The sequence below is a fragment of the Photorhabdus heterorhabditis genome, assembly GCF_018448905.1.
GTDB classification, from domain to species: Bacteria; Pseudomonadota; Gammaproteobacteria; order Enterobacterales; family Enterobacteriaceae; genus Photorhabdus; species Photorhabdus heterorhabditis.
Genome location: NZ_RCWA01000002.1, coordinates 112787 through 134518, shown reverse-complemented (window position 1 = coordinate 134518; position 21732 = coordinate 112787). Strand labels below are relative to the sequence as shown.

Sequence of the window (21732 nt, the reverse complement as noted above, 5' to 3'; positions counted from 1 at the left end):
TCACTCATAACATCCATCATCAATTTTTGGTCTACTTTTCCGATCTTTTCTTTTAACCTATTAAAAAATAAAGGGAAATATATGATTTGGGGTTTACTTGCCATATCACTGGCGTTATTAGCTATACACCGCACGACTGCACTTATTGTCCTCCTCGCCGCTGTTATTACCGGATTTGTCACGCAAACTATGATTTATCCAGCGATTGCCACTATTACAATTATTTTTGTGTTAGGTGCACTACGTATCTATTTTCAGCAAAATAGCGTCATCAAAATAACCACTGAGCTGCTATTGCTCGCTTTTGGTGTCGCATTATTCCTGCATCTGATTCCAGGCTTTAATAACCTGAAATATCTCGATAAAGTTCAGGCAGGTCCTCATAGTGCCCCATTCTCAATGTATTTCAACTTTGATAAAGCACTCATTCCTTTCCTGCTGTTATGTTGCATGCCTAGATTATTCATAACAAAACCTCTGGCAAAAGTTCGGCCTTATGCATGGATAATCTTAGCTATTGCTATTCCCGTACTATTAAGCATAGCAACGGCTCTCGGAGGACTTGCGGTTGAACTACATATGCCACAATGGTTACCAGCATTTATTCTGGCAAATATTTTCTTCGTTTCTCTGGCAGAAGAAGCTTTATTCCGTGGTTATATCCAACAAAGGCTAAGTCAGTGGATTCATCCCTATTTTGCACTGATTATCACTGCCTTAATTTTTGGAGGCGCTCATTTCGCTGGCGGTCCATTATTAATGATTTTCGCTACACTCGCAGGATTAATATATGGGCTGGCTTGGATATGGAGTGGTCGCTTGTGGGTAGCTGTTGGGTTCCATTTCACACTTAACTTAGTTCATTTGTTGTTCTTCACTTACCCAATCAAACTGGTAACAGCGTTGTAATACATCAAATTTACCCGGAATATGTTCATCAATCTGTAAAAAATTAAGGTTTTCAGGCAAATAAAGTTATCGAACAAGACTATTGATTGCTGTTGTAGTGTATAGGGCAATATAATGCGCTCAGTTATCATTTAAGTTCGGTTTTTAAAAAGTATTGATAGGAGTTTAAGCTAATGGCTGTAACTAAACTGGTTCTGGTAAGACATGGCGAAAGCGAGTGGAACAAAGAAAACCGTTTTACTGGCTGGACTGACGTCGCTCTATCTGAAAAAGGTCGTGCAGAAGCTCAGCAAGCAGGCCAACTGTTGAAAGAAGAAGGTTTCGTTTTTGATTTTGCGTACACCTCTGTTCTGAAACGGGCTATCCACACTTTGTGGAATATTTTGGACCAAGTTGATCAACAATGGTTACCTGTTGAAAAAAGCTGGAAACTGAATGAACGTCATTATGGTGCCCTGCAAGGTCTGGACAAATCAGAAACTGCCGCTAAATATGGGGATGATCAAGTTAAACTGTGGCGTCGTGGTTTTGCTATCACTCCTCCAGATTTAACTCAAGATGATGAACGCTTTCCAGGTCACGACCCACGTTACTCAAATCTGACCCCAGAAGAATTGCCAGTGACTGAAAGCCTGGCAACCACTATTGAACGGGTCATTCCTTATTGGGAAGAAGTCATTAAACCTCGTGTTGCTAAAGGTGAGAAAGTGATTATCGCTGCTCACGGTAACTCTTTGCGCGCTCTGGTTAAATATCTGGACAACATGAGTGAAGAAGCCATTCTTGAGCTGAACATCCCAACAGCGGTACCACTGGTTTATGAATTTGACGAAAATATGAAACCAATCAAACATTACTATCTGGGTAACGCTGACGAAATTGCAGCGAAAGCAGCCGCTGTAGCAAACCAGGGCAAAGCGAAATGATTCATTGCCTATAGGCGCTGACTTTGTTCAGTAAATATAAAAACCGGAGTTGTCTATTCCGGTTTTTTTACATTCGAAAAACACTATCAGCCACGACGTGCTTTCACCGCCAATGACAATTGACGTAATAAAATTTCCGTATCAGCCCAACCAATGCAAGCATCAGTAATACTTTTGCCGTATACCAATGGTTGATCACTCTCTGGGTCCTGATTTCCTTCCTCTAAATGGCTTTCCACCATGACACCAATAATCGCCTTCTCTCCTGTCGCGATCTGCTCGCTGACATTTGAACTCACATCCATCTGCTTTTTAAATTGTTTGGAACTATTTGCATGACTGAAATCAATCATAATTCTTGCAGGTAACCCTGATTTTTCCAAACCTTGTTTCACCGCAGCAACATGCTCAGAACTATAATTCGGTTCTCTACCACCGCGCAAAATAATATGGCAATCGCAGTTCCCACTGGTATTCACAATCGCAGAATGTCCCCACTTAGTTACAGAAAGGAAACAGTGAGGTGTACTCGCCGAATTAATAGCATCAATTGCAACTTTGATCGCACCATCAGTACCATTTTTAAAACCGACCGGGCAAGAAAGACCAGAAGCCAGCTCACGATGGACCTGAGATTCAGTAGTACGCGCGCCGATTGCTCCCCAGCTCATTAGATCTGCCAAATACTGTGGAGAAATCATATCCAGATATTCACCCGCAGCTGGTAGCCCCATGTCATTGATATCCCGCAACAGCTGCCGAGCCAGACGCAAACCATCATTAATATCAAAACTATGGTTCATATGAGGGTCATTAATTAACCCTTTCCAACCAATCGTTGTACGTGGTTTTTCAAAATAAACCCGCATGACAATTTCCAAATCATCTTTTAGTTCTTCACGCAATTTATTCAATCGTTCAGCATATTCCATTGCCGCTTTAGGATCATGAATAGAGCATGGCCCAATCACAACTAACAAACGATCATCTTCACCAACCAGAATCTGATGAATAGTTTTGCGGGCCTTACGTACTGTAGATGCAGCATTTTCAGTTGCTGGAAATTTTTCAAGTAGTGCCACAGGAGGTAATAATTCTTTTATTTCTCTAATCCTTATATCGTCATTCTGATAATTCATAACCCTCTCATCCAATATCGCTGTATATTTATCTAAAACAATCTTGTGATTTCAATCTAACTGTTAGAAGCCAAACTGTAAATATTCTTTGTCGATAATAAATAAATCGGTATCTAACATAATACATGGAAAAATATAGCCAAATGTGGTCATACCTGTTTTGATTAGTTAAAATATCTTCAGAAATGATGATTATCAAAGTAAATATCTAAAAATATGCCGGAGATCGATAAAACAATTCTCTGGCATGTTTAAAAAAATTTATTCCACGCGAGATAACGGCTGCGAATGGTTTTTCTTCGCTGTCTGAATCCACAAACGAGAACCATTCAGGGCAATACCGGTGAGAATCACATACTGCAACGACATCGCCAAGACTCCCTGATGGTAATAGATAACAACACTTATCACGTTGATGACAACCCATACCAGCCAGTTTTCAACATATTTGCGGGTCATCAAAATCATTGCCACAATAGACAGTACCGTCATTATCGAATCCCAGAATGGGAACGCATCAGGCTCTAACACAGGCATTTGAACATTAAAACCAAACCCTTGCATAATCGTAATAGTAACCTGAGTCAAATAACCAAATACCTGATCGATATTAAAAGTCATCATGGCAATCAATAGCACAGAAATAAGACCGATGATTATCGTCTTATTTAGGCTTAACCAGCGTATTTTAAGTTCAATCTGCTGCTGATCATTAATCCGGCTCCAAGCATACCAACCATAAATATTTGCAGAAAAGAAAAACAATTGCAGTAATAAGCTAGCATATAGTTGAATCTGGAAAAAAATCACGGCAAATAACGTAACATTAATCAATCCAAACAGATAGTTAATTATCTTTTCCTGACTAGCAAACCAAATACATAACAAACCAGCAATCGTGCCTACTGCTTCAATCCATGATAAATCATAACCATTTTTACCTATTGGTATATTTACTAATATATTGTTAATACTGAAAAAATCCATCTGTTATGTCCCAATTATTATCTGTAGAAAAGTATTATACCCTATGGATTTCAAGATGCATCGCGACGGCAAGGGAGTGAATCCCCGGGAGCATAGATAACTCTGTGACCGGGGTGAGAGAGTGCAGCCAACAAAGAGGCAACTTGAAAGATAACAGGTATAGAGAGAGTAAGGAATATCCATGAGATACCCCTTATGAATCAAAATATCTCTATGGGTAATAAGCTATAGCGGAAATCGGTTAACTTACATCAAAATAGATATTTAAATCTGGCACGTGCTCCGTAGCGCTGATCGTTATGACTGTTGGCAATTTTGTTGTTAGCATCCGTTTCCAGCATGGAGACATAAGCGCCAAGATAGAGATTGAAGTTCTTCATATTCATGAGGTTAGGAATCTGATATGACGTATGGATGGTACTAATGTCGTATTCGCCAGGTTCATTGAACGGCTGATCAATATGTACGGTCATACCATCAGTGTTGAACTCTTTGATATTGTTGTGAGTATAGATATAGCCCAGTTCGAAGCGACGCCACATCACATTGATTCCAGCCGTGAAATTCTGCTCGCCCGAAGCATCCAAATAAGCAGTATTCAGGTTAGCGACAATACCGTTCTCGGGATCAGTCTCCAGATTGTTCCAACTCAGTGTCATACCGTAACCATTGCGGCTGGATTGATCGATCCATTGCCCTTGGGCATTTTTGTAACCATAGGCGTTGTTGACCACATTGCTTTCCATAGCCACTGCTGCACTAAATTGGTCTTTTTTCCAAGCGATCACTGGACGCAGATAAGCAACATTTTTATTATTATCCAATGTGTTACCGTGATAGAGGTTATCCTGAAATAGTGAAGTGCCGTCTTTAAGTAATGTATTGAGTTCGAAATACCAGTTACCCGCGTATTTGCTCAGCATCAGGCTACCACCACTGTTACTACGGCCACGTCCTTCTTTCATCATGTAGATATAACCGAAACCATCAGCATACAAGTCATTGGCAGTATTACCAGAATACTGAACAAAAGTGTCTTGATTAAGGGGAAACATGTCGTAAGCTTCAAAACGCCCGATTTTGGTCTGCCAGTTTTTCTCGTTGCCGAAGAAGAAAGCAGCATCATCGAGATTCATTTTTCCGGTCATATCTGCTAGCGGCTGCACACTGAAGCCAGCGAAGTTGCCATTCTGATTACTACGATAGCCATCTAATCCAATCAAAATACGGCCATTGATATTCCAGCGCTCTTTGTCACCCGGTTTCCAGTCTTTATTGTCGCTCGTTTTCAGTGAGGTAAGCTGACCACTTCGGCTAGTACCATCAAGATTAAACTCTACATCACCGTACAATTTCAGATTACCAAAGTCATTCAGCTTTAAATTACTGGTTAGTACGGCATTGTTTTTCTGAGAATCATTTTCCAGCGAAGCGTTGTGCTGTGCCACTTGCACAGTCTGCTGCTCGTTTTTGACGGAGTGTTGTTCCAGACGTTGCGTTCGTTGCTCGGCAGCTATGGCACGTGCTTCTGCTTGAGCAGCACGTTGTTCTGCCTGTTGCAATCGCTGCTCTAATGCTTCAAGGCGCGCTTCAATGCTGTTGGTAGGGGAAGCAAGGGCAGAAGCTGAAAATATTAATCCTGGAGCGACAATTAGATAGTAAAGATTTTTCATGGCATTCGCCCCATCAAGATATTAGTATTCTGTTCTACCAAATTGCAAAACCGATTTTTCAGTGCAAAAGATAATTGAGTTAATTGGCCGATAGCAATTAAGTTTGTTAACCAGCTCAAACTATTGTGATCAATTCCGCAAATTCGGCAGAAAGGTGAAGAAATGGTAAATCAGATACCCGTTATTATGTGTTCAATATGTTCAAGTATGCATCTGTAAGAAAGCGCTCAATTCATCAATGTATGGCAGCGCAGTCATCGCACCTTTAGCAGTAGTCGCCAATGCACCGCAAGCTTGGGCCTGAGTGATGACTACCGTCCATTCGTCATTCCGCGGGAAACGCCCCAGTTTTGCCAGTGCTGTCAACAGACCGGCAACAAATGCATCACCAGCGCCGGTCGTATCAACAGGAACAACCGGTGTAGCACCAAAATGACGGAGTTGTTTGCCATCGTGCACGTAGACACCTTCACGACCAAGCGTAACCAAAAGTAAGCATAATGGAAAACGATCCATCACCCAGTCAATCGCGTTTTCCAGTTGCTCAATGTTGCTGATAAAATTGAGTTCATCACGTGAGATTTTCACTACATCCGCCAACATCAGCGCCTCTTCCAAACACGGCCGCAATTCTTCTGGGTGCTTCCATACCTCCTCTCTGATATTGGGATCAAAACTCACCCAACCGCCAGCTGCCTTAATGTTTCCCATTGCCTTCAATGTGGTACTACGACTCGGCTCCTGCGACAAGGCGATTGAACAGGTATGTAACCATTCCCCAGCACTAAACTCCGGTACATCAGAGGGCTGTAGAAATAGATCGGCACTGGGAGTGACCATAAAAGTAAACGAACGCTCACCCTGCTGATCCAGATCTACTACCACCGTAGAAGTATGATATTCATCGTCCTGTACCATGTGACGGATATCTACACCTTCAGTGTGCAGCACCTGTTGCAGGAATGTGCCAAAGCTGTCTTTACCTACGCGACCAATAAAACCACTATTTCCTCCCAGCCGTGCGACACCCACGGCTACATTGGCTGGTGCACCACCGGGACACTTCAGATAGCTATTTGAAGTTTCAGGAACTAAGTCAACAACAGCGTCACCCAATACCCATACGCGATTAACCATGTTTAATCCCTGTTTCTCATCAAGGCCAAATAACGAGTTAAAATAAAGGAACCGATTTAGCAACTCAATAAAATCATGTCAAGCCGCATTAATAGAGTGAAAGAGATCAAAAAAATACAACTTTTACAATCGCAAAGTATGATTGTTGTTTTTATACAATGAGTCTCTTTTGAATAAACCTTTCAAGGCCCAGTATTAGAAGTTGAACGGCCAAACCAATATCAAGATCCTTCATAGTTGATTTAAACCTGACTTTAAGTTGCACAATACCTGCCAGCTTAACATCTCTGATTAGAAGGAGATTTATTACTGAAAACTAAAAATATTTTTAATAAATAATACATTAAAACTGTCATGAAGAATATTGAACCTCCTCAATTCTGTTACAAAAATTAGGATAAACAACCCTGCATGCTTATTGCTCCCACTGACACAATGTACGCGACCTATTCCGGCATGAAGTGCACCAGCCAAGTGGTGTTTTTTATTCTTACCCGGCGTAGCTATGTCATAAATCTACCAACGTCACTTCAACAAATTTTCAACAAGACAATAAAAATCATACCGAAAAGTAAGCACAACATTAATTTTTGAACAATAATTAGTAACTCTAGTAAATTATCCCTTAATAAGAAGTACTAACCATGAAAAAATTATCAGCTTGTCTTTTAGTATTGAGTATCACTGCCTTCGCGCCTAACTTTGCGTCTGCAAATATTTGTTTTCAAAGTGAGAGAAATCTGGGCAAATGCGCTAAATTATGTGCGCCAGTAATTGTCATTAGTCTTTTCTTTTCAACAATTTGTCTTTAAATTAATGAATAACAAGATATTAAATAAACAAAGTGACAAGAATAGCTTTGCTCTTGTCACTTTACTGTAAGATATATTAAACTAACCAGAAACATCAGGAAACCTTATAGAAACAGTCGATCATTTTAAATAAAATCCAATCATAATTAAATGAACCACTTAATCGAAAAACCTACAGGACTATATTAATCAATATCTCACAGCAAAAATAAATAAACCACAATGAGTTATCTCAGCTTAAAAAGCTATTTTTTTCATGAATAATCATTGAAGTAACATATATATCAGACAAAGTAACATCATAAAATAATTATTTATATTACCTCTACATTACATTATTTAAGAGACACAGCTTCCAAAAATTTTCATTAATGGATGATAGTTACATTGATAGGCAGAAATATTAGCCCCAACCCATTGTTCAACATCCACAGATTCAAAAGAAATATTATATCCACAGTTTATAACAATATATTCAAATAACAGACGTTGTGTTCGCCCATTTCCTTCTCTGAAAGGATGAATCACATTGAGTTCTGCATAATATCCAGCTAGTTTTCTAATGAACTCCTGATAGTTTAGTCCTACGAGATAATTTTCACTCGCTAACATATTGAATATTCTATTTCCTTCTATTTCAATACGTTCAGCATTGCAGAAACGGGTATTACCTTTTGATATATCAATTGTTCTCAACTGACCAGCCCAATCATATAAATCCGCAAATATTTGTTTATGAAGTTGACACCAAAACGCTAAATCGTAAGGTGGTTCCCGAAATGAAATATTTAATATAGCAAGCTCAGTGAATTCCCTTTCTGCTTGTTTCAGAATGACTGAATCACAAATACCTAATTTATTGACGAGAATATCTGTGCCTAAGTATGTGTAGGGATCTTGCCCTGCACCATATTTATCTACCATAATCTCCTCGCTGTTCACTGTATTTTCTAATTAAATTATTTCTCAGATTTTCTTGTTCTTCTTTAGTCTCAGGCAAGCTATTCATAATAATATTTATGCCTTCAAGACGCATACTATGCCTGTAGTTTTTCAGTTTTATTCGATCAAAATAATGTTTCTTTTCATTATAAGTTTTCATTATTATTTTTTTATTTTTTTGGTTTCTAATATCTCTTTCTTGCTGATGGGAATACTTAAACTTAGCGAGATCTAAGTCCCGCAATTTACAGTTAATTGCCTGACCACTTTCAAACATTCCCCAAGAAATCACTTCGAAATAACTAGCCTTACCATTTCTAATACGATTAATCTTTACTTCTAAGTCTTGTTGCAGTGTTTGCAATACCTGTTGTACTTTACGCTCAGATATCCCTGTCGCATCCATAATTGAACGCGTGTTAGGATGATTTAATTTAGTCAGAGCCGCCATAACAGCTAATTCATATTTCATTTGCATTCCTAAATACGTATATATATGCAACAGCAGTATAAAACACCAAAGTAACAAAAACCATAAAGGAGAATAAAGTTATTACCGGCGTCTCCTATAGAGCACATGCTCATGAAGCGGATGACCATTCGGTAATAAAGGATGCAAGAAAGTGTTTTCATCTTTCACCATTCCAAGCTTTTCCATGACTTTTTGAGATCGCAAATTAGAAACTGTAGTAAATGCAACCACTTCCTCAAGTTTTAATCGAGTGAAAGCAAAATCTAATGCCTTACGAGCCGCTTCGCTAGCATAACCTTTCCCCCAAAATGGTCTATCAAGACGCCAGCCAATTTCGACACAAGGTGAAAAAGGTAATTCCGCTATAGGAATATTCAAACCTACAAAACCAATAAAATCCCCAGTTTCTTTCAGCTCTACCGCCCATAATCCCCAATCACCCTGTTGCTCAAATTTCTGGCTAATTTTATCCACCATTGCATTACTTTGTTCAACCGTTAAAGTGGCAGGAAAGTATTCCATAACCTCCGCGTTACTATTCAAATGGAAGAACGGTGTTCTATCCTCCTCTTTCCATTTCCGCATTATTAATCTATTTGTTTCCAGTATCACTATTATACCCGTTATCTTTCAAGTTGCCTCTTTGTTGACTGCACTCACCCCGGTCACAGAGTTATCTATGCTCCCGGGGATTTGCTCCCTTACCGTCGCGATATATCTTGATATCCATTGGGTATATTCGCATTTTTTAGATTCATATCAACCAAGTGAATTAAAACATATCCAATAGGTAGGCTCCTATAATGCACAACAAGCCTAAAGAGAAATAGGGCAAACTAATTTAAAAGATTAAAAATTTATCGGAAGGGAATGGCCCGTGCCGGAAACCATCAGAATCACACCTCACACGGGCCTGACTATCAGGCACTGGTTTTTACCGTGGCCTTATCTTTGGATTTATCATTATTGCTATCTTTAATTGGTACAACACGCTCAGATGCAGATTTCTCTTTATTCTCACTCTGTTCCGATTGACCTAAAAACAAACCTCCACGCTTGATAGACATACTGCCACAACGACTGATACCACGTAGTTCACCATGTTCGAGAATATCCAACGTTGCTGCACAGCAAGTTCCTTCAACATTGCCATCAATAATGATTTCTGGGGCGCTGAGTTCACCTTCAACTCGTCCGGCATGCATAATTCTAATCGCCCCCTCTTTCACTCGGATATTCCCAATCACTTTGCCCCAGATCTGTATATCACCTTCCACATCAATATCGCCCTTAAATACCGAGCTTTTAGCAACAATTGTACAACGGCGGGCTTCTGCATTAGTGTTCTTTTTATCATCAACAGCTTGAGACACAGGTTCAACAGCCACTGTCTCTGTTTTTTTTCCAAACATAGTTTTTAATCTCGACCTCATGTGAATAAAGCAAAATATTAAAGCCAAAAAAGAGAGAATCGCTGTCACCGCACAGCTAAGAAGATCACCAGCCAGATAGAATCCCAGAGCAATACTCCACATGACCCATATACAGCTCAGAAAAATGTTGTCTGAAAAACGATGTTTTGCCATGTTCTTTCGCATTCTTATTATTTTTCATGTTTTTTTCATTAGAAAATACAAATCAAATCACTATTCTAACAGAACCAATAGCAATCAATGCTAAGGGAAAGCCGGTATTTACCATGTTATTAAACGGTTCAAACCATTATCCATTCTTCTATTAGGCTCTTAGATAACAATTAATAAAGAAAATTTAACATTAAAATGGAAACATCAACTATGAATTTGATAACATAATTTAATAATAAAGTCACGTTATTAATGTTTAATTTTATTTACAAATCAAACGATAATGAAAATATTTATCAATCAGATAAGGCTGATATGACAATAATTAGAGATAGGAAATGAAGAATGGAATACTCAATAGAAATGATAATTTAACCTCTAAGATCCTCTTGAAAATTACCGAATTCCCCAGTTTTATGATTAAGGAATTTAATCAAGCAACAACTATTGAAAAGTGCAAATGACTATTAATATGAACATGCTAAGTTCCCCCACTAGCATGATTTTGGAGGCTTATCAGGTTTATTAATATCCCAGGGTAAAGCCAACCATACTTTTAAAATCACTCGAGACAATAACCGCTGAACTACCGGTTTCAAACTGCAATTTTTCCAGCGGATTTCAACATGCTCTGGAGCTGAAGCTCTCTCATCTTTCAACATTACACCAGAACTCACAGTATAATCGAAAGTGTTTGGAGCGTTGGAATACGGCACAGTGATAATAGCGTCGTTGAAAGTAACAATGTAATGATCTTGATCAGCCTTATTTACAACAGAAACAATGCTAAATGTTAATATAGCCACTATAATAATTTTATTCAGTTCCATTTCTAATCATTAATATAAGCTAAGAATGAAAATACGTTTTAAATAACAGCTCACTCCATTAGGCTATTTTATTTTCCATCCTTTGTGGCAAAGAGTAAACCTTAGCAAGGTTAAAACTGTCTTCAATAACAACGCCTATTTGATATAGACAGTAAATAACTTTATAATCTCTCATAAATGAAATTTATTGAAAAATAATTAGAGTACAAAACTCATTGTCATAAATACAGCTGTCAAAAAACACAGATAAATGACTTCATATGCAAGAAATATTATTGAATACAGAGAAATGAAAATTATTTCATTAGAAATTCTACCTTAACCCCATAAGACGCCAAAAAATTAATATGACACATTGATCATCCAGAAATATTTACATATGAACAATTACCCTATCGACTTTTTAAGTATTACAGAATAATTGAATTAATAAAAACAAAAAATACAAATTCAAATAATTTCACAACAAAATACTTAGATAACATTTCAATACTATAATTTGCGATCTATAGTATCGCAAATTATATCTACATGAGAATAAAATTCTTTATGTGGTTTATTTTTCAAATTAAAAGATCTAAAATTTTAATTTTTCGATATAATCAATTGACATCGCATAAAAACCAACCATGGCAAAACTGGATATATCCGGTAATTCGTTATGAACGGACATCCAGACTGCCCTCGTGTGTTGAAATTAACTGTTGGATTACCCCACGTAACTCAAGATATCTGACTAGATTCAATAAAGCCTGGAGTTAATATGGAAAATCGGAAAGATTCGACTCAACCTTCCCAAATAGATCAAGTACTTAATGTCATATCCAAATTATGTACTGTCCGAAAAATGCAAGTGGCTCCCCCACCAGAATCATGGCCTAGCACTCGTGATGTCGCAGAACAGTGCAATTTCACTATCTACAAAGCTCGTTATCTATTATTGAAGCTGGCCAACAAAGGATTAGTTATGGTTACTCCATCTCCCGTTAAAAACTCTCTTCGATGGTATATATCGGAAGACAAAATTAAACCCATCTAATGACTACAAATCTGAAGAAATGGGTGTTTACTCTACACAATAGGGCCTGTCCAAACAGTCTAAAACTTGAAAAGACAACATACGGCCCTATAGTGTTATTTATTCAAATAGATAATATAACTGCATGCCAATGCCAAAATGCTGACGATGGTAAATGTATTCTTATTTAGATAATCTGTCCTATCATTTCTGCTATGATTGCATTAGCGACTTTATTCTTTTAATTATAAAAGTCCTAGTAAAAATTTCCAGCACAGAAATGTAATAACCAATTAATATTATTTCATATCAGAGGAAGCTAACATGGAAAAATTACATTATTGGGAAAAGGATGAATACATCATTACTACAGATAAAAATCAGTTAGATATTACGATCATACAGCAGTTTTTGACAAAATCCATTTGGGCAGAAGGAATTGATAAAGAAAAAGTCAGATTGTCGATAGAAAATAGCTTGAACTTCGGTCTATATAAAAATACTCAGCAAATAGGATTTGCTCGTATTGTGACTGACTTCACAACCTTTGGATATATCAATGATGTTTTTGTTTTAGAGAACTATAGAGGATTAGGATTAGGACGCTGGCTGATGGAATGTTGCCTAGAACATCCCCAAATAGCACAACTTCGCCATATTATGCTTGTCACTTCTATGACTCCGTGGCTGTATGAAAAAGTGGGTTATTCGCCGGTAAATGAAGAAAATTTTGTCTGGCAAATGGTTCGGCCAGATATTTACAAACAACCGAAAATATAAAATTGTAATATCAATTTGCTGATAATATCAAATAATGAGTCAATGCCCGATCATTTCATCGGGCATAATGACTACGATAGCCACATTATTACAACAAGCACACGGCTATTGTTTGATTATCTGGAATCTTTTGACCCACACAGGATTAGAAACTGGCATTAACACCCAAGCTAAAAGAATAGGTGTGATTCTGTACATCACCATCATTACGTGATATTGATGCAAAAGCGCCCCAATCCTTATTAATAACAGCATTCATACCAACGATATATTCACCCCAATCGGTATCCTGTTTTGGGCTTTTTCTAACGGAAAATGTCTCAGTTGAATTGATCGCACTGCGAATTTGATAACGTTTCTCACCAAACTGATGGTTAAACCGAACTTCGGCATAGGGATTAAAACGACCAAAATTCGTGTCCAGCCGCCAGCCTAATGTTCCAACTTGAGAGTCGTAACGCTGATCGCTAAAATTCATAGCCGTACTGTTATTACCCGATTCACGATAACCTTTGACATAACTTTTATCCCAGGCGTACTGGATGATCGGGCTAGTCATAACCGTAGATGTCAGAGGAATATCCCAACCCGCTGTAATGCGCCCTCCCCATTGATGACCGGTAGTCGAAGCATGCTCATTGCGCAGCCACTCATTGAGCACGATACCACGAGTAATGTCCTCATATTTCATGTCTAAATAGTGAAGATCACCACTAATCCAACCTTTATCATAGTAACGCCATAAACCGTAGGCGGTGAATACATAACCACGGCCATCATAGCGGAAATTATTCACTGAACGATTATCTTGATAACGCGAGATCATCCCACCTAACAAAATATTATCCGAGAGCTGATAGTCACTACCTAGTGTTAAAGTATGATTATGATTACCACTATAACCACCAAATACACCTATTTTACCTTGCTCATTACCCACGCCACGTAGCTGTTGCAAACGACCGTCAAGAGAGGCAAGTGCCCCCTTCACCGGCATATTGTTGGCTTTCGTCAGTAACATAGCCTGCTGTGGAGCATTAAGGATTGAAATAATGTACTGACCAATCATGTGCTGTGCAGCAGGAGTTGGATGAAAATCGTCAGCAAATAAAAAAGGCATATTCTTATCAAAATCGGGATGATTAGAATCACAATCTTTGGCATTAACACCCTGGGGACAAGCGTAACCTATAGTATTAAGAAAGCCATAGCGTAGAGGATCTGCTATCACTTCATGCAAAAGCGCATTAACATCAGCACGAACGATATTGCCCTTCCCTTGACTCAGTTTTTCATCTTCTAATCGATTATAACTATCAACCAGATCTGACGCACCACGGCTATGCTTTTCATAATTATCAATTAATTTCTGAGTTATCACCTCCGCTTTTTTAGCATCACCTCCTGAAGCGTTAGAGCCGATATTTTTGAAAACACCTTGGATAACTTGAAGACGGGTGTCTTCATCAAGTGTTGGATACTGATTAACTGCCGCATGAACTTTATTCAGCGCTTCCTCAACTTGTTTTTGGGTAGCGCCTCCAATTGCGAGTCCTTCAGAGATAATGGTTTCCATAAGCTTCGGAGTGATACCAACATCAGGAACCGTAGGCACGATCACCAATCCGGCCCCCGCATCAAGAAGCATATGTACCTGGGATGCAGCAGCGTTCGCACTCTTATTAATCGTATCTTGTGCTTTACCCAGATCTTTCAATGCATCCTTAACATCATTACCACCAATCCAATGAACATATATGCCATTAGAATCTGCACGACCACCATGGCTCGCCAGATAACGAGTTATCTGATCCTGAGTGTTATCTTCACTATTTAAACTGGTAACAGCAGTCGCACCACCAGCAGCATAATTCGTTCCTCCGTCGTTAGAGTGGGTCAGTTTAGTTCCTAAATGTTGAGCAATAATATCGTTATATAGATCACTGGTCTTACCATTTACTGTGTATCGCCCCTTATTTCCACTATCACTTAGGCTATCGCCAAAAACATATAGATTGTCATAAGCGTGTGCGTTCGAAATTGCACTTATCGAAAGTGCTAATATGCCTGGTGCAAATATAAATGACCGTTTCATTAATATGATCCTCAAGAAATAATTTTATATTTATCATTGAACTAGCCGTCCAACTGGAATGAACAACCCAAATAGAATCTACGTTGGTGAAATATAACGCGTTCCTTCCCTTGGCTAACCAATACCTCATTATAGTTAGTAAGAGGGAATATCCTGCATTGTTTTTTTACATCTTAAGGTTTAGTGTTGCTTAATAGTTCAAATAACCAATTCGGTTAAAATTCAACTAGCTATAAAAGATAATATTAGACCAAATAGACTGATCTCTCCCCCCCACTTCATGAAATAGATCACAAAATAGCAACAATTTTAACAATTTGAGTTCTTAGTGAGGATAACAGCTAAGTCTGGGTAATATCTGAAGCGATCCATCACAATAAACGTGATAGCATCAATTCATCATCGATTTAGCAAAATAGAAGATTAAGAAAAATGAATATAAAAATTCAGCAGGCAATGAAGACAGATTTCAATAAACTGCTCGAAATCTGGGAAGCCTCCGTGCGGGCAACACACGATTTTTTATCTGACAAACATATTAATGAACTACGCCCATTAATTCTGCACACCTATTTGCCAGCACTGACTGTTTATAAAGCAATAAATGACAAATGCGAAATTGAGGGTTTTATCAGTGTCGATCGGCATCGGGTTGAAATGCTGTTTATCTCCCCTGATTCCCGCGGTAAAGGCATCGGCAAAGCACTTCTGAATTTTGCTATCGCTGAATTAGGTATCAATGAACTTGATGTCAATGAACAAAACACTCAAGGCGTTGATTTCTATCGGCACCAAGGATTTAACGTTTTCAACCGTTCAGAAATTGACGGCCAAGGTAATCCATTTCCGTTATTACATATGCGGATTGAACGACTGAACCCCGAAGCGGTATAACTGACTCCAGTTCAACACCACGCCATAGTTGCCAACACAGCGAAGGTAGTTTCCTGATACCTTCGCTATTCATGACTTTTTCACTTCAAATTAAATTCGATCGCTAACGTGATATCTCTCGGCAAACCGGGCGGTTTCACGCCTACTGACCGGGCTTGTTGGATAGCCGCAAGCGCAGCCCGATCCAATTCGTCAGCTCCCGAACTCTGCACTAATTGAGGATTGGTCAGATCACCGCTGTCCAGCAAGCTAAATCTTACTTGTACCGTACCCTGTTGTTTCATCTTTTTCGCCCGACGCGGATAACGTTTATGTTTTTCAATTTCACGACGTAGGGCTGACTGATAGCCTTGTAAATCATCGGAACCCAAACCGATCATCGGTTGGCTGGTTGTTGCCTGACGCGCCCCAGTTTGTGAATCCGCAACATCTTTTCCTGCTGCCTGAGAATGATCCGCTGTTTGCACTGTTTGGTTTTGCTCAGTTGTCGGTTGACTTTCACGTTCCGCTAGTTTTGGCTGACGATCTTCTACCGGTTTTTTCTGTGGTTGAGGTTTGTTCCGTGGTTTGGTATCTGTATGTTCTTCCAGCGGTTGCCTCTTCCGTGGCCAATCCACGGGTTTATTGAGCGCAATTTTTGCCTCAAGCGGTGACTCCGCTACCACAATTTCTGGTGATCGTGGCGGAGGAATCGGTTCCGGCTCTATAGATTGCTTTTGCTCAGCAGGTGCCGTTGGAGCCACCATTTCTATTGACATACTGATTATTGGCGAATTCACTGATTGATTATTCGCGCTGTCATCCTGTAATAAATGCCATGCCATAAACACAGCGATTCCTACATGTAACAGCAAAGAAACAGCCAAGCCAATATATAGACGATTTTTCACCATAATTTAAGCCATCTTTCCGTTCGTTATCTGTAGAGACTGCCAGTTGTCTTAACAGCCAACCGGCTAATCTCCCTTAAAGAGTCAGAACTGACTGGTGACACTCAGCTTAAACGTTCGTCCGGGCGCTGGCATCATGGAACGAGTTAACGGGTCCAAATAATAGCGATCAGTTAAGTTAGTGCCGGATAATTCGACGACAATATTTGGCGTAACCTTATAATTAACATAAGCATCCACGGTCATTACCGGATTCCAACGCATTGGGTTATTATTTATCCCTTTATAAATTCCCGGCATTTTTTTCATTAACCACTTTTCATCCTTATTCTCCACGCTACTGTGATACAACACCCGGCTACCAATTTCTAAATCTTCATTTAATAACCGACCGCCAATATTCAGATTAAGAGAATAACGCGGAGGAATCGTTGTTCTTAAAAAACCACCGGGGAAACCGCCATCAATACATTCTGGAACACCAAATTTATTGGTCGAATCTAACCTGCTTGATGTCGTTTTATCACAAACTTTATTTTTAAGATTATAAGATAGGCCAAAATGGGTAAAGAAACCACCGTTATCATAACGGCCTTGTACTTCTAAACCCGATAATTTCTGTTTATCTAATTGAGTAAATTTAAAGTTACTATCACGGTCAAAAATATTTTCTATGACGGTATTGTAATAAGCGAATTTAATATCTGCATTATTCTCTGCTCCCAGCAGATGGCTTAAATCCTGCACATAACCGACTTCAACGGTTTTGCTCCGTTCAGGTTTAAAAGCACGTGCGGGCTTATCCGTCAAACCAGAAGAAAAGCCAACGGTATCTTCAAAAATACTCGGCATACGTACTGCTTCAGCGTAACGGGTATAGATACGGGCATTATCAGATACATAAGCCGTTGCGGAAAATACCGGCGCCCAAGCATGATCCTTACGTTTAGGTTGTTTAGCCCAACGCTCTTGTTCACTTTTTTCTTTATAAACACCACTATCACTGATACTCAATATTTCTCCTGAACTATCAACATAACGGCTATTCTGTTGAGCGCTACTATATTCATATTTATATACTTCTTTTTTAGTCACAGGATCAATAATGCGTTCATTCATATCAAGCTCCCCATTAAAGTAGGGGTTATCTTGTTTATATAACTTACCATCATCACGATATTCCCACAGCACATCTACTGGCACCATAAGGCGAGAAACTGAATCTCGCTCTTCTGATACCAAGTAATCCTTTTCAGAATACTCGCTAAATTCATCATCAGTTAAACACTCAAAACATTCATCAAACTTTTTATATAATTCAGCTTCCCGTTCGGTAAGTGTTCTCTTATATTGTAAACCCTGACCAACCAGCTTTTTACTTTTACTATAACGGGGGTCACGGACAGCTAAACGTTCATTTAAAAAATCATCCTTAGACCAATAACTCACTCGCCTGGCGCCAGCGCTTAATGCCAGCCATGAGGTAGGACGCCAGTCAAAATTAAAAGCAATATTATTTTCCTGACGCCGCCCCTTTCTTGGTAGTGAACGGAAATTAGAGAAACTCTTTGCTTCATAATCATCATGTGAACCCAAACGTTCCCGTTGCAGGCTGGCCGACAATGTTAAATCCAGATCCGCCGTCAATGCAAAAGCATTAGAAAGGTCAACCCCCCAGCGGTTATTATGTGCATTAGTGGAAGAAGTATCGACTAAACGACCATCTTTATTCGGATCTTTTCTCTGCTGATTCTTATCCCAGACCTCATCCCGATCTCGCGGTTCACGTGGATATCCCCCGGCAGTATTAGTATCGCTAATAGTACGGGTAACCCAGAATTTCATATCAAAATCAACCCATTTGTTCCCCTCAGGCTGCCATTTATAATCCACGTTAAACGCCTGCTGATGGACATTAGCCAAGGGCCATTGCGGTACCACATTATCCTCAGCCCGCACCCAACCAAGTCGCGAAGGCATAATTTCACCGTAAGTTGTTTTGGTATCGCGAATACCAAACTCAATAGTCTGTTGATTAGCCAAGTGCCAGGTATTTTTCAGTAACCAGGATTCCATTTCACTGGAGGTATTCGGTACTTCATTGCCAGGGCGATATATGCGTGCCGCAAAAGGCAGATAAGGATCATACGCTCGGGTACCGCCATCAAGAATAACTTTATCCTCATTACTGATCGGAACATCATAACGATGAGCACCTCCCTTACCAGCAAAATAGTTGCCTTTACTGCGATAACTATAAGCCGCCATTAAATCAAAATATTCCTGCCGGGTACCTACCGCCAGACGTATCGCATTATCTTTCAGGCCCAATAATTTATTATCTGTTGAAGTTTTCGGCGTAATTTCTAATGCGGGATCAGCATAATTAAACCCCTGCATAAAATCAGGAATATCACGATAATCTTGTCCCAATTGCAGATTCGGTACACGTTCCTTGACCGAATTACTGCTGGTTTCCAATTTCAAATTAATACCGAAACGCTCATTTGCCGGTACCACATCATCAATACCCAGGGTTTTTATCATTACGGCGCCACCTATCGAACCCTTTACCCCACGAGTCAGTGATGGCCCTTTTTCTATTTCAATACTGCTGATCAAATTAGGATCAATATAATTACGGTTATTGGCGCCGTTATAACCACGCCAGGTCGTAATCGCCTGTTCAGTACCATCAATAGTCACAGGTACCCGCCCCTGTCCCTGGATGCCGCGGATATTAGGATCTAATGCGCCACTGTTTCTGGAATCTCCACTGAATACGCCAACTGCACTTTTTAAAACATCCGCCGGGGAAGCGCCTTTATAGCGTTCTACCAAATCCTTACCTAAGTAAATATTGGTAATATCTTTATCGTAGACCGCATCATAACCTGCCTGATCTTTTTCGCTGGTCGCGGAAACATTGATCTTACCTAAGTCAGCCTTATTTTCAGCGGACTGTTTGACTGGCTGAGAAGAAGCCATTGGTGTTTCTGCATCAACGCGATCAGGTATCATGCCGTAGGTTAACGCCAGCATGAATGTTATTTTGCTATATTTATTATTTAATTTATACATAGTGATTATCTGCCATATTACGGATTTAAATAATCGATTACTTCAATTAGCATCAGAAATACTTTTCGAACTTAATTAACACTTCATTCTTGTTATATGAATATAACCAATCGACATTGCTATTATTTTTTCTGTATCGATAAGTGATTACTGGTGTTAAGCCGAAAACCTCAAATTTAGGCATACTGAGAATTGCCGAATAGAGTTGTTCATTGTCTTTACGACGTGCGCCTAACGGCACACTGTAATCACCAAATTGCCGCTGACGTAACGCGGTAAAAGCCACTGCATTAATTCCCGGATACAGTTGAGTGGAAATACCTGCCCGTATTCCTTGCTGTTGATAATCATCCGCTTTTTCAACACTGGTCTTATAAATCCAGTCACCGCCCGCAAAAGTAATTGTTTGATCTGTTAAATAATAAGATAACGTAGCATAAACAGATGCCATATTACCGTTATTATTATTATAAAGTTTATGATAACGGAACTGTTTATATTCACCTTCCAGATTCAGTGCCAGATTTTTGGATAAAATATTCATCCATTCAGTTTTCGCTCCCGTGGTGCGATAACGGAAACGATTACCGACATGATTAAACTCAATAATTGGCCCCATCAGGAAATCATTTTTCAGCGCTTTATAGTTATACCCCAAATAAGCGGAAGTGGTATTTTCATTTTCATCACTATGATGACGGTAACTTTCTCCATAAGTCATCGAACGCAGAAAGATACCGTGATGGCCACTTAGCGGATATACCTTACGCAACGTGGCATCATAACTCATTCCATTCGCCTTCTTCGCCAAAGGCAATTTACGTTCAGTCCTGCAACTACCATTTTCATAATATTCGGTGCAAACAGGAGGCTGATTCGGAGACATATTAGTGTTATCGTTAAAAATATAGCCTACAGAAAAAGATCCACGCCATGAATTACGCAAACTAATGGCATCCTGATAACTGGTTATATTCTTAATGACTGCCGGTGGTAATTTATTTTCGTTATTATGATTATCAGCAAAAATTTCATTAAACAGTAAGCGGGCCTCTTTATTTTTTTGGTTTTCATAATAAACCCTAGCCAGCTCCAATTTAGCACGAGTAAAATCAGGTTGTTTGTGCAAGATAGTTTGATAATGCTGTTCCGCCGTGACTAAATCACCCTGTGAACGTGCAATATTTGCCTGAGCAAAATAGACCAATTGGGTATCATGACCAGGTAGCTTCTGATACATTGACAAAAAGCGCTCGACATCCTTTACTTGTTGATGATTAATGGCTAAATACAATGCCTGACCAATATCATTGACATTATTTTCGACGCTAAAAGTCAGACCATTAAGTACTATCGATAAATTATCGCTATTCTGATTAACTATTTCATCAGTGATGATCTCTTTTTCTTGCTCCTGCAAATTTCGCTGTACGTTATGCCACAATCTTCTACCGGTATCTTCATCTGCCAAAACCCAAGAAGAATAAACAAATAAACAGCTAATCAATATGGTAAAACGGATAATGAGGCTATTTAACATTGGGATATCACTGCGTTATAG

At 39.2% G+C, this 21732-nt stretch carries 18 protein-coding genes; 5 read left to right on the top strand and 13 right to left on the bottom strand.

The features are described 5' to 3' along the window. Positions 1-84: 84 nt before the first annotated feature. Positions 85-909 (top strand): CPBP family intramembrane glutamic endopeptidase, encoded by an 825-nt coding sequence (locus EAE89_RS01795; RefSeq protein ID WP_214085309.1) that lies wholly within the window; start codon positions 85-87, stop codon positions 907-909. Positions 910-1082: 173 nt separating this feature from the next. Continuing rightward, positions 1083-1835 carry a 2,3-diphosphoglycerate-dependent phosphoglycerate mutase gene (gene gpmA, locus EAE89_RS01790; protein WP_214085281.1) on the top strand — a complete coding sequence of 251 codons (753 nt, stop codon included), beginning with the start codon at positions 1083-1085 and terminating at the stop codon, positions 1833-1835. An 86-nt stretch (positions 1836-1921) separates the two neighbouring features. On the opposite strand, the gene aroG is transcribed toward gpmA, so the two are convergent. The 9 genes from aroG to EAE89_RS01745 all read right to left on the bottom strand — a co-directional run bounded on the left by aroG (position 1922) and on the right by EAE89_RS01745 (position 11413). Beyond that, positions 1922-2974, bottom strand: coding sequence for a 3-deoxy-7-phosphoheptulonate synthase AroG (aroG, locus tag EAE89_RS01785; protein WP_054475124.1), 1053 nt, complete (start codon positions 2972-2974; stop codon positions 1922-1924). Positions 2975-3235: 261 nt separating this feature from the next. After that, entirely contained in the window at positions 3236-3961 is a 726-nt protein-coding gene (gene pnuC / locus EAE89_RS01780) for a nicotinamide riboside transporter PnuC (protein ID WP_054475126.1), read from the bottom strand. A gap of 251 nt (positions 3962-4212) precedes the next feature. Continuing rightward, a complete protein-coding gene (locus EAE89_RS01775) occupies positions 4213-5634 on the bottom strand; it encodes a carbohydrate porin (protein ID WP_214085280.1) in 1422 nt (473 codons plus the stop codon). Positions 5635-5835: 201 nt separating this feature from the next. Beyond that, entirely contained in the window at positions 5836-6771 is a 936-nt protein-coding gene (locus EAE89_RS01770) for an aminoimidazole riboside kinase (protein ID WP_149616403.1), read from the bottom strand. Between the two features lie 1151 nt (positions 6772-7922). Continuing rightward, positions 7923-8507 (bottom strand): putative adenosine monophosphate-protein transferase Fic, encoded by a 585-nt coding sequence (locus EAE89_RS01765; RefSeq protein WP_054475131.1) that lies wholly within the window; start codon positions 8505-8507, stop codon positions 7923-7925. Further along, a complete protein-coding gene (locus tag EAE89_RS01760) occupies positions 8497-8997 on the bottom strand; it encodes a YhfG family protein (RefSeq protein ID WP_054475132.1) in 501 nt (166 codons plus the stop codon). The genes EAE89_RS01765 and EAE89_RS01760 overlap by 11 nt, the downstream gene beginning before the upstream one ends. Before the next feature lie 81 nt (positions 8998-9078). Next, positions 9079-9582 (bottom strand): GNAT family N-acetyltransferase, encoded by a 504-nt coding sequence (locus tag EAE89_RS01755; protein ID WP_244866071.1) that lies wholly within the window; start codon positions 9580-9582, stop codon positions 9079-9081. A 335-nt stretch (positions 9583-9917) separates the two neighbouring features. After that, positions 9918-10583, bottom strand: a complete 666-nt coding sequence (locus EAE89_RS01750) for a bactofilin family protein (protein WP_054475135.1) — start codon at positions 10581-10583, stop codon at positions 9918-9920. A gap of 494 nt (positions 10584-11077) precedes the next feature. Beyond that, entirely contained in the window at positions 11078-11413 is a 336-nt protein-coding gene (locus tag EAE89_RS01745; protein WP_054475137.1) for a fimbrial protein, read from the bottom strand. Between the two features lie 763 nt (positions 11414-12176). On the opposite strand from EAE89_RS01745, the gene EAE89_RS01740 reads away from it, so the two are divergent. Together EAE89_RS01740 and EAE89_RS01735 are read left to right on the top strand one after the other, a co-directional pair. Then, complete coding sequence (locus EAE89_RS01740; RefSeq protein WP_054475139.1) at positions 12177-12452, top strand: FaeA/PapI family transcriptional regulator; 276 nt, start codon at positions 12177-12179, stop codon at positions 12450-12452. 303 nt (positions 12453-12755) lie between these two features. Then, complete coding sequence (locus EAE89_RS01735) at positions 12756-13211, top strand: GNAT family N-acetyltransferase (protein WP_054475141.1); 456 nt, start codon at positions 12756-12758, stop codon at positions 13209-13211. 145 nt (positions 13212-13356) lie between these two features. Here the strand turns inward: EAE89_RS01735 and EAE89_RS01730 are convergent, their stop codons facing one another. Beyond that, on the bottom strand, positions 13357-15306 hold the full coding sequence (locus EAE89_RS01730) for an autotransporter outer membrane beta-barrel domain-containing protein (protein WP_214085279.1): 1950 nt from the start codon (positions 15304-15306) through the stop codon (positions 13357-13359). Between the two features lie 432 nt (positions 15307-15738). Between EAE89_RS01730 and EAE89_RS01725 the strand changes: the two genes are divergently transcribed. Next, positions 15739-16200 carry a GNAT family N-acetyltransferase gene (locus EAE89_RS01725; protein ID WP_152911955.1) on the top strand — a complete coding sequence of 154 codons (462 nt, stop codon included), beginning with the start codon at positions 15739-15741 and terminating at the stop codon, positions 16198-16200. Positions 16201-16280: 80 nt separating this feature from the next. On the opposite strand, the gene EAE89_RS01720 is transcribed toward EAE89_RS01725, so the two are convergent. The 3 genes from EAE89_RS01720 to EAE89_RS01710 all read right to left on the bottom strand — a co-directional run bounded on the left by EAE89_RS01720 (position 16281) and on the right by EAE89_RS01710 (position 21711). Further along, positions 16281-17093, bottom strand: a complete 813-nt coding sequence (locus EAE89_RS01720; protein ID WP_214085278.1) for an energy transducer TonB — start codon at positions 17091-17093, stop codon at positions 16281-16283. A gap of 81 nt (positions 17094-17174) precedes the next feature. Further along, complete coding sequence (locus EAE89_RS01715; protein ID WP_214085277.1) at positions 17175-20171, bottom strand: TonB-dependent receptor domain-containing protein; 2997 nt, start codon at positions 20169-20171, stop codon at positions 17175-17177. A gap of 52 nt (positions 20172-20223) precedes the next feature. Then, entirely contained in the window at positions 20224-21711 is a 1488-nt protein-coding gene (locus EAE89_RS01710; RefSeq protein ID WP_214085276.1) for a surface lipoprotein assembly modifier, read from the bottom strand. Positions 21712-21732: the final 21 nt, after the last annotated feature.

What these genes read in the sequence shown, in the direction of transcription:
- gpmA (WP_214085281.1), top strand. Translation starts at nt 1,083, where the DNA reads ATGGCTGTAACTAAACTGGTTCTGGTAAGACATGGCGAAAGCGAGTGG.
- aroG (WP_054475124.1), bottom strand. Translation starts at nt 2,974, where the DNA reads ATGAATTATCAGAATGACGATATAAGGATTAGAGAAATAAAAGAATTA.
- pnuC (WP_054475126.1), bottom strand. Translation starts at nt 3,961, where the DNA reads ATGGATTTTTTCAGTATTAACAATATATTAGTAAATATACCAATAGGT.
- EAE89_RS01775 (WP_214085280.1), bottom strand. Translation starts at nt 5,634, where the DNA reads ATGAAAAATCTTTACTATCTAATTGTCGCTCCAGGATTAATATTTTCA.
- EAE89_RS01770 (WP_149616403.1), bottom strand. Translation starts at nt 6,771, where the DNA reads ATGGTTAATCGCGTATGGGTATTGGGTGACGCTGTTGTTGACTTAGTT.
- EAE89_RS01765 (WP_054475131.1), bottom strand. Translation starts at nt 8,507, where the DNA reads ATGGTAGATAAATATGGTGCAGGGCAAGATCCCTACACATACTTAGGC.
- EAE89_RS01760 (WP_054475132.1), bottom strand. Translation starts at nt 8,997, where the DNA reads ATGAAATATGAATTAGCTGTTATGGCGGCTCTGACTAAATTAAATCAT.
- EAE89_RS01755 (WP_244866071.1), bottom strand. Translation starts at nt 9,582, where the DNA reads ATGCGGAAATGGAAAGAGGAGGATAGAACACCGTTCTTCCATTTGAAT.
- EAE89_RS01750 (WP_054475135.1), bottom strand. Translation starts at nt 10,583, where the DNA reads ATGGCAAAACATCGTTTTTCAGACAACATTTTTCTGAGCTGTATATGG.
- EAE89_RS01745 (WP_054475137.1), bottom strand. Translation starts at nt 11,413, where the DNA reads ATGGAACTGAATAAAATTATTATAGTGGCTATATTAACATTTAGCATT.
- EAE89_RS01740 (WP_054475139.1), top strand. Translation starts at nt 12,177, where the DNA reads ATGGAAAATCGGAAAGATTCGACTCAACCTTCCCAAATAGATCAAGTA.
- EAE89_RS01735 (WP_054475141.1), top strand. Translation starts at nt 12,756, where the DNA reads ATGGAAAAATTACATTATTGGGAAAAGGATGAATACATCATTACTACA.
- EAE89_RS01730 (WP_214085279.1), bottom strand. Translation starts at nt 15,306, where the DNA reads ATGAAACGGTCATTTATATTTGCACCAGGCATATTAGCACTTTCGATA.
- EAE89_RS01725 (WP_152911955.1), top strand. Translation starts at nt 15,739, where the DNA reads ATGAATATAAAAATTCAGCAGGCAATGAAGACAGATTTCAATAAACTG.
- EAE89_RS01720 (WP_214085278.1), bottom strand. Translation starts at nt 17,093, where the DNA reads ATGGTGAAAAATCGTCTATATATTGGCTTGGCTGTTTCTTTGCTGTTA.
- EAE89_RS01715 (WP_214085277.1), bottom strand. Translation starts at nt 20,171, where the DNA reads ATGTATAAATTAAATAATAAATATAGCAAAATAACATTCATGCTGGCG.
- EAE89_RS01710 (WP_214085276.1), bottom strand. Translation starts at nt 21,711, where the DNA reads ATGTTAAATAGCCTCATTATCCGTTTTACCATATTGATTAGCTGTTTA.